Annotated in this window: 9 protein-coding genes; all 9 read right to left on the bottom strand. The window is 28.2% G+C overall.

Annotated features, from left to right (window positions below; genetic code table 11):
* Positions 1–69 precede the first annotated feature (69 nt).
* The 9 genes from nusG to rplM all read right to left on the bottom strand — a co-directional run bounded on the left by nusG (position 70) and on the right by rplM (position 8,364).
* Positions 70–696, bottom strand: coding sequence for a transcription termination/antitermination protein NusG (gene nusG / locus RI68_RS00700; protein WP_017193345.1), 627 nt, complete (start codon positions 694–696; stop codon positions 70–72).
* A 52-nt stretch (positions 697–748) separates the two neighbouring features.
* Positions 749–1,138 carry a hypothetical protein gene (locus RI68_RS00695; RefSeq protein WP_017192257.1) on the bottom strand — a complete coding sequence of 130 codons (390 nt, stop codon included), beginning with the start codon at positions 1,136–1,138 and terminating at the stop codon, positions 749–751.
* Positions 1,139–1,165: 27 nt separating this feature from the next.
* A complete protein-coding gene (gene rpmG / locus RI68_RS00690; protein ID WP_017192256.1) occupies positions 1,166–1,309 on the bottom strand; it encodes a 50S ribosomal protein L33 in 144 nt (47 codons plus the stop codon).
* A gap of 107 nt (positions 1,310–1,416) precedes the next feature.
* Positions 1,417–2,115, bottom strand: coding sequence for a 23S rRNA (guanosine(2251)-2'-O)-methyltransferase RlmB (gene rlmB / locus RI68_RS00685; protein ID WP_017192255.1), 699 nt, complete (start codon positions 2,113–2,115; stop codon positions 1,417–1,419).
* A 37-nt stretch (positions 2,116–2,152) separates the two neighbouring features.
* Positions 2,153–4,567, bottom strand: a complete 2,415-nt coding sequence (locus RI68_RS00680; protein WP_017193344.1) for an HAD-IC family P-type ATPase — start codon at positions 4,565–4,567, stop codon at positions 2,153–2,155.
* 61 nt (positions 4,568–4,628) lie between these two features.
* A complete protein-coding gene (cysS, locus tag RI68_RS00675; RefSeq protein ID WP_017193343.1) occupies positions 4,629–5,945 on the bottom strand; it encodes a cysteine--tRNA ligase in 1,317 nt (438 codons plus the stop codon).
* 81 nt (positions 5,946–6,026) lie between these two features.
* Positions 6,027–7,370, bottom strand: coding sequence for a glutamate--tRNA ligase (gene gltX / locus RI68_RS00670; RefSeq protein ID WP_017193342.1), 1,344 nt, complete (start codon positions 7,368–7,370; stop codon positions 6,027–6,029).
* A 122-nt stretch (positions 7,371–7,492) separates the two neighbouring features.
* Positions 7,493–7,885: a 30S ribosomal protein S9 gene (rpsI, locus tag RI68_RS00665; protein WP_017192251.1), complete on the bottom strand. Its 393-nt coding sequence runs from the start codon at positions 7,883–7,885 to the stop codon at positions 7,493–7,495.
* A gap of 5 nt (positions 7,886–7,890) precedes the next feature.
* Positions 7,891–8,364: a 50S ribosomal protein L13 gene (rplM, locus tag RI68_RS00660; RefSeq protein ID WP_017192250.1), complete on the bottom strand. Its 474-nt coding sequence runs from the start codon at positions 8,362–8,364 to the stop codon at positions 7,891–7,893.
* Positions 8,365–8,525: the final 161 nt, after the last annotated feature.

Genomic DNA, 8,525 nt, shown 5'->3' with positions numbered 1-8,525 from the left:
AAAATAATAACTGAAATATTATAACATATTTACATCATTAACAAAGACACTAATTCAAAAAAACAGTCATTAAAGGATTTCTTTAAAAGAATCAAAAGAAATTTCGATAGGAGTAGCTCTTCCGAATAAATCAATTTCAACAATAATTTTATCTTGATTATGATCTACAAAAGATACTTTACCAGTTTGACCAGCAAAAGAACCGTTAGTGATTTCTACCTGTTTACTAATTAAATAATCATAATTAGGCCTAGTGATGATCCCCATTTTTAATAAAATAGGTCTTATTTCATTATCACTCAAAGGAACGGGTTTAGAACCGCCTCCTCTAATAGAACCTAAAAAACCAGTTACTTTCGGAATGTTTCTTACCACAAACCAAGAATGATCAGTCACAACCATTTTAACAAACACATAACCAGAATAGATTTTTTTCTCTCTTATTTGCTTAGTGCCGTCGGCTTTAGTTTTATAATAAGTCTCTTTCGGACAAATAGCGTCTAAAATTAAACTAGAAATACCAACGCCGCTATCAGCAATTCTTAATAAATCTTCTTTAACAGAATTTTCATAACCTGAATAAGTTTGAATGATATACCATTTAGCTTCATTATCGTTGTTTTTTTTGCTGTGTTGCTTTTCTTGCGTTTTATTATTAACAACTTTATCTATTTCTTTTTCTTTTGTATCTATCATATTCAAACACCCTAAAATTAATATAATTTATTTTCTATTAAATATTATAATCTTATTTATTTTGAAAATACCCACTATATTTAGAAATATAGTCTTTATAAAGCGTTTCAAAGATTGTATTCATTGTTACTAAAATCAAGATAAAAATTAAAACCTGTATAATTTGGAAAAAAATTTGCGTACTTGTCGGTAAGCTAACCGCTTTCATGCCTTTCATAGTTTTTCTCATCAAAAAAACAACACTTAATAAGAAAATCGCTAGAGCAGTACCAAATAAGACTTTATATAATGATTTTTCTTGATCTTGTTTCATAAAATCGCCAAAAAAGCCCATAAATACCATAGTCACAACGATCAAAAAAACATTGATCAAACTGTATTCTTGTTTGATTATTTTAAACAAAGGATTTGCGTGTTTTTCTTCTTTATTTTTATACGACATAAAAACTCCTCTAATTTAATATTTGATTTATCTAGATTCTTCATGTAAAACGTGTTGTTTACAGTGAGGACAATATTTCTTCAAAGTCAAACGATTACTTCTATTATGAGCATCAGTATGATAATTACGATTTAAACATACAACACATATTAAAATATTTTTTTTAGTCATTTTTCAGAATCCTTCTTTTTTCAAAAGATAAAAAATAAATTTAAGTAAATCAAAATATATCCTCTTTATTTTAACATATTTTTTGAAAATTAACGAAATATATTATTTTATTTCATTTGTAAACCGAACATAATCACAGCCGCAGCTACACTAACGTTTAAAGAATTGATTTTTCCACTCATAGGAATCCGTACTAAGTAGTCGCAATTTTTCTTCAATAAGAGTCTAACCCCGATGCCTTCATTGCCCAAAATAATAGCAAAAGATTCGTTTTGAGGAATTTCTTTAAACACCAATTCTGCTTTCATATCGGTTCCAATTACCTTAATAGCGTATTTTTGCAATTGTAAAATAGTGTGGTGTAAATTATTAACTAAAAAAATATTAACGTATTCTAAAGCTCCACTAGAGGTTTTAGCCACTGTTCCGTTTAAAAGAACTTGGTGTTTTTTACCTATAATAACGCCGTCAAAATTAGCAGCTTCCACGCTTCTTAAAATCGCTCCTAAATTGTGAGGATCATGTATTTCGTCTAAAATTAAAAATTTTTGTTTTTTATCGGTCGATAAATAATCCACTAAATTTTTATAAGTATAATCTTGGACTTCAGCAACAACTCCTTGGTGTTGAATGCTTTGCGCTTTTTCGTTTAATTGGTGTTTATTTAACATCTCATATGTCAGATTATGGTTTTTTAAATGGTTTAAAAACGCTTTGTCAGTCATTTTTGCATCAATGTATATCTTATAAATGGGTCGTTTAGCGTTAATAGCTTCTTTGATGATATTTTTTCCATAAATAATCATGGTTTTAATTCTTTCCTTGAAATTACGTTGATAAGCATTATTTATTAAACAATTTCTGTTTAAAAGCAGTTAATTGTTTAATAAATATCATGCCTAAAACCAAAATAATATTGATAATAGCTAAAAGTATAAAAGCCGTTAAATGCTCATATATTTTATCAGTAATATTGAACAATGCTTGTTTGAATTCTCTTTTTCTGAAGAAAGTACAATATCCAAAGAGTAAAAAACCTAAAACCATAACGTGAAATAATAATGTTTTCCATTTATTAAAAGGAAGACAGTTCTTAAAAAACAAGAAACAGAAATTAAAGGAAGTGATTAACATTAACAAGACCGAAACATTATCATGCCTATTCGTCTGATCGTCCCATTTCAAATGCAATAAGTAAATATAATTAAAAGCAATTAAAGAAGCGAAGAAAAAAGCGTTTTTTAAAATGTTGCTTAAAAATTTTTTATTCAAAGGTTTATCGTTAGGTTCTAAAGATAAAAAGAAAGACGGGGTTCCGATGAAAAAGATATCAATTAAATTCCATTTTAAAGGATCAAAAGGAAAAATTATACCATCCATTGAAGAGTAATAATTGTGGAAAATAGTAATGACTGCTAATAAAAAAGATAAAATAGATTTTACTAAAAATAAAACTGAGTTTTTTTCTAAATTATTAATTACTCTTCTACCTTCAGAAACAACTTGCGGTAAAGAACTAAAGTTAGAATCAATTAAAACTAAATTAGCTACATTTTGAGCTGCTGGGCTACCAGAAGCCATAGCAATCGACATATCTGACTCTTTAAAAGCTAAAATATCATTAACACCATCGCCAATCATCGCGACTTTTTTATTATCTTGTTTCAAAGTTTTAATTAAAATTTGTTTTTGTTCTGGCGTTGCTCGCCCAAAAACATCGTATTTATGAGCTATTTTAATTATTTCTTTTTCGCTTAGACCAGCTAAATTTATAGCTTGTTTTTTACTTTCAATAATGCCTATTCTTTGGGCGATATAAGAAATAGTAGAAGGATTATCACCAGAAATGATTTTCATTTGAATGCCTAAATTTTTAAAATAAGTCACAGTATCAAAAGCATCTGCTTTAATTTTATCTTCTAACATAATTAAGGAAACGGCTTGATATTCAGTATTATGATCAATTTTTTCTATACTTTCATTAGTTTGAGCTAATAATAACACTCTATAACCCATTTTAGCGTGTTTTTCGACATCTTTTTCGATTGTAGCAAACTTTTTTTTGAAAATAATTTCCGGAGCTCCTAAAAGAAAAGTGCCTTCTTGCTCAAATTCTACGGCGCTATATTTTCTTAAACTAGAGAAAAACTCAATCTTTTTGATTTTATGATTCCCTTTAGGAGAGTCCTCATTATTTACAAATTCATAATGTAGAGCTTTTTGCGTTGGGTTATCATCCGGAAAAGAGCTAATAATACTAATCATTAAATCTTCAGAAACGTTTTTAGCTTCCGGATAAGAATAAACTTCTTTGACTTCCATAGTTCCATCAGTAATAGTGCCAGTTTTATCTAAACATAAAATATCTACTTGGGTTAACACCTCAATCCCGAATAAATCTTTCATATAAGCGTTCTTTTTCGCTAAATTAACGAAACCAACCGCTAAAGACAGGCTAGTCAATAAGAATAAACCTGAAGGCATCATTCCTATCATAAAACCACTTAAACCTAAAAGAAATTCTGATTCAGCGCGAATGTGAGATTCGTAAGAAAAATAAAAGATAAAAGTAGTAGGGATTAATAAAATCATTATCACCATGACTAAATTAGCGAAATTTTGCATTAAAGGGGTTTTGATGTTTTTATATTTTTTTGCTTCATGGGTTAATTTAGAAATATACATCTCATTGCCCACAGCCGTAATTTCCGCACAAGCACGTCCAGAAACAACATAACTACCGGAATATAAAAAATCGCCTTTACTTTTGAAAACAGATTTAGATTCTCCTGTTAAAAAAGATTCGTTTACTTCTAAAGCGCCTTCAACGATTTTAGCATCTGCTACAATCTGAGCCCCTAATTCTAAAAATAAAAGGTCTTTAACTACTACTTCATTCATAGAAGCTGACTTTAAAACACTATCGCGCACTACATAAGTATCATTAGACATTAACAAAGAAATCTTATCTAAAACTCTTTTAGCCTTAATTTCTTGGACAATGCCTAAAGATAAATTTAAACAATTAACTAATAAAAACAATAATTGATCATATCTTTTAATCGAAATAATAATAATAAACAGGATTAAAACTAATAAATTCAACAAAGTGAAAACATTAGAAACAATAATATCTTTCACACTTTTACTATTCTTATCTTTTTTAAGATTTTTTTTTCTTTCTTGTAGTTGTTTTTCTGCTTCTGCTTGCGGAAGCCCTGTCAGGTTAAAAAATTTGTTATCAGTTTTTTTATTCATAATCATAACCTACCGTTTTTGATATCGACTTTATCATGTTTTTGGAAAAAAGATGTTTTTTTCAAATAAAACTTTTTTCTTCTAAAAGTTTTCTTAAAAGGTCTGCTTGTTTAAAATCTTTGTTTTGTCTCGCTTGAAGCCATTTTTGATAAAGAGTTACATCTTGGGGAGTAATATTTTTTAAAGGTAAAGAAATACCTAAATGTTGAAACAAATATAATAAAGTGTTTTGTAATTCGGACATTTCGGTTAAAACATAAGTTTTATTCAATTCTTTGATAATTTGATCTATGAGTGTGACCACATTAGGAGTATCAAAATCATTTTGCATCAACTGATGAAATTGTTGTAAATAAGCTAATTTTTTACTAGAAGTCTTTGTATGATTCATTTTTAATTGAAAATTGTTTTTATTTAAAGTATAAACTATTTTATGATATTTAGTTTGTATAGGTAAAAGCAATTCATAACTAAAATTAATAGGTTGTAAGTAATGATGTGATAAAAAAAAGAATTTAATCACGTTAGCTTCAAAATCTTTTAACACATCTTTCGCTAAAACAACGTTATTTAAGGATTTACTCATTTTTTGTTTTTGGTAATCCACCCGTCCTATATGAACGAAAAAATTAGTTAAAGGTTTTGTTTGACTAGCTAAAAACTGAGCTTGTTCATTTTCATGATGAGGAAATTTCAAATCATTGCCACCGCCGTGAATATCAATAGTAGTTTTAAAAATATCTTTAATCATGACAACACATTCGGTATGCCAACCAGGTCGGCCTAAGCACCAAGGACTTTCGTATTGAACACCTGTGTCGGTTTTTTTCCATAAAATAAAATCTTCAACATTTTCTTTTTGAGGATCTAACTCTTTACGAGTATTTTTTTTCAATTTAGTTAAATCTTGTTTACTTAAACTACCGTAATTATCAATTAAATTAACACGAAAATAAACGCCTTTGCTAGTTAGATAAGCATAGCCTTTTTGAATTAAATCTTGGATAAAAATGATAATAGACTTGATATAATTGGTTACCAAAGGAAATTTATCAATAGTATCAATATCTAGTTTTTTTAATAAAGTAAAAAAAGCTTGAATATAATGTTGAGAAATTTGGGCTTCTGTGGCGTCGTTAGCTAAAGCGGTTTGAATTATTTTATCATCTACATCCGTAATATTAACGACTAATTTAACATTAAAATCTAATAAAGTAAAATATCTTTTCATCATATCAAAAAAAATTAAAGGTTTAATATTGCCGATATGAAGGTGATCATAAACAGTTGGACCACAAACATAAATATTAACTTCATTTTCATTTAAAAGGGTAAAATTTTCTTTTTTTTGGGTTAATGAATTATAAATTTTCAACATGATATTCCTTTTACTTTTTAAAATAAGATATTTGTTAATTAATGATTGTTTTTTTATCAGATAATTTTTTAACTTAATAAATCAATTCTTTTCAGATAAGAGGCTTAAAATAGTTTGGATATTTTTTAAAACAGTTTCTTTCCCTAATAATTCTAAATAAATAGGTAAATGTGGGCCATTCATTTGTAAAGTAGATGCTATACGAATTAAAATAAATAAATGTTTACCTTTTAAAGGGGATTGTTGTTCTAAGCTAGCGATACTTTCTTTGATGTTAACAGAATCAAAATTTTCTAACTTATATAATATATTATATATAATTTGCACCAAGTTAAAACCTTTATTTTCTTTAATAAAGATTAAAAATTCTTCTTTAACTTCTTTCGGTTCTACAAAAAATCTTTGGTATAAGTGTACTATTTCTGCTAGATAACTAATTCTACTTTGAAATAAAGACACTATTTTGGTTAATTTCTCCTGAGAAATAACAATCTTGGCTTGGTTAAAAAAAACGGCTGTTCGAGAAACTAAATCCACAAGAGTCATTTTTTTCAAATATTGGCTATTAATGAAGGATAATTTGAGTACATCAAAAATAGCGGGCGCTTTAATAAAGCGTGTTTTATCAAATAAAGACACCATTTCTTCTAAAGAAAAAATAGTTTTATTGCTTTTAGGGGCGAAACCTAAGAGAAACAAGAAATTAAATAAAGCTTCTGGAACATAACCTAAAGACATGTATTTTTCAATAAATTGAATTACATTCTTATCTCTTTTACTGAGTTTCTTTTTCTGTTCGTTTAAAATTAAAGAAATATGGGCAAAAGTAGGTATTTTCCACCCAAATGCTTGATAAATCATCATTTGTTTCGGAGTATTGGTAATATGTTCTTCGCCGCGGAAAATATGAGAAATCGCCATTAAATGGTCATCTATCACTACAGCATAATTATAAGTCGGATAACCATTTTCTTTCATAATGATCCAGTCTTCAATTTCTTTGCTATCAAAAGATAAAGAACCTCGAATTAAATCTTTAAACTCATATTTGGTTTCAGCAGGAACTTTAAAACGTACTACATATTTAGAATTATCATTTTGATATTCTTTGTAAGCCAATTTTTTATCTAACAATATTTGGGTATACTTTTGATAAAACGTTAATCTTTCGGATTGTCTATAAGGCCCTAAAGGACCTCCGATATCAGGCCCTTCGTTCCATTTGATACCTAACCAATTTAACTGTTCTAATTGTTTTTTTTCACTTTCAGCGACGTTTCTCGCTAAATCAGTATCTTCAATTCTAATAATTAATTCACCTTGATAACGCGTAGCGAATAAATAGTTAAATAAAGCAGTTCTGGCGTTACCGATATGTAAAAAACCGGTCGGACTTGGGGCGTAACGCACTCTTATTTTTTGCATCTACTTTCTCCTTCTAATAAACTCATTATATAATAAATTATTTTAATAAAGTTTTTTAAAATTAAAAAAGAGCCTTTTTTAAAAGGCTCCTCATGCTTGTAAAAATATTATTAAGAAATAAATTAACGTTTGGAAAATTGAGGCGCACGACGAGCTTTTTTTAAACCGTATTTTTTACGCTCAACACAACGTGAATCTCTAGTCAATAAACTAGCTTTTTTTAAAATAACTCTTAAATTAGGTTCGACTTCTAATAAAGATCTAGCAATGCCTAAACGGATCGCTCCACTTTGGGAAGTTATTCCGCCGCCGTGAACATTCGCAACCACATCATATTTTTCTAAAGTATTAGTTAAATTTAAGGGTTTTAACGTTTCTAAACGAGTTTCTTGAGAAGGGACATAATTAGCAAAATCTCTTTTATTAATTTTAATTTGTCCTGTGCCAGAAGTTAAAATAACTCTCGCTACAGAACTTTTACGTCTGCCTGTTCCAAAATATTGATTTTTCTTCATTTTCATTATACCTCTAACGCTTTAGGTTTTTGTGATTCGTGCCTATGCGATTCGTTAGCATAAACAAATAATTTTTTACGCATTTGGCGTCCAAGTTTAGTATGCGGTAACATGCCGAAAACAGCTTTCTCAATGATTAAAGTAGGAGTTTTTTTCAACATATCAGAAACCATTACTTTAGTTAAACCACCTGGATAACCTGAATGTCTGTAATAGGTTTTTTGTTCCCATTTTTTACCTGTTAAATGGATTTTAGAAGCATTGATAACTGCTACATAATCGCCATTATCCATATGAGGAGTATAATGAGTTTTACCTTTGCCTTTTAAAACAGAAGCTACTTTAGTTGCTAAACGTCCTAAAGTTTTTCCTTCAGCGTCTACTATATACCATTTTCTTGTCACCATTTGATCGTTAACGCTAATAGTTTTATTGTTTAATTTTAATTCTTTTTTTTGTTCTACGTTTGTGTTATTCATGAATAATAATATTGCTCCTAGAAAAATTTTATATTTTAAAATTTTTTTATCCAAATTTTAAAATTGCGAAAAATGATTAAATGTACTTATTAATTATAATACATTGCTGTTAAAATGTCAACTTGCTTTGTAAAAAAAATCAAATAAAAACAAAAAAATAA

It is taken from the genome of Vaccinium witches'-broom phytoplasma str. VAC (assembly GCF_000309405.1).
In the GTDB taxonomy this organism is placed as follows: domain Bacteria; phylum Bacillota_I; class Bacilli_A; order Acholeplasmatales; family Acholeplasmataceae; genus Phytoplasma.
The sequence above is the reverse complement of the archived record's forward strand: the minus strand, read 5'-3'. Positions and strand labels throughout refer to the sequence as shown.

Excerpts from the sequence above, each read along its gene's own strand:
- RI68_RS00680 (WP_017193344.1), bottom strand. The coding sequence starts at position 4,567 with ATGAATAAAAAAACTGATAACAAATTTTTTAACCTGACAGGGCTTCCG.
- nusG (WP_017193345.1), bottom strand. The coding sequence starts at position 696 with ATGATAGATACAAAAGAAAAAGAAATAGATAAAGTTGTTAATAATAAA.
- rpmG (WP_017192256.1), bottom strand. The coding sequence starts at position 1,309 with ATGACTAAAAAAAATATTTTAATATGTGTTGTATGTTTAAATCGTAAT.
- rlmB (WP_017192255.1), bottom strand. The coding sequence starts at position 2,115 with ATGATTATTTATGGAAAAAATATCATCAAAGAAGCTATTAACGCTAAA.
- RI68_RS00695 (WP_017192257.1), bottom strand. The coding sequence starts at position 1,138 with ATGTCGTATAAAAATAAAGAAGAAAAACACGCAAATCCTTTGTTTAAA.
- rplM (WP_017192250.1), bottom strand. The coding sequence starts at position 8,364 with ATGAATAACACAAACGTAGAACAAAAAAAAGAATTAAAATTAAACAAT.
- rpsI (WP_017192251.1), bottom strand. The coding sequence starts at position 7,885 with ATGAAGAAAAATCAATATTTTGGAACAGGCAGACGTAAAAGTTCTGTA.
- cysS (WP_017193343.1), bottom strand. The coding sequence starts at position 5,945 with ATGTTGAAAATTTATAATTCATTAACCCAAAAAAAAGAAAATTTTACC.
- gltX (WP_017193342.1), bottom strand. The coding sequence starts at position 7,370 with ATGCAAAAAATAAGAGTGCGTTACGCCCCAAGTCCGACCGGTTTTTTA.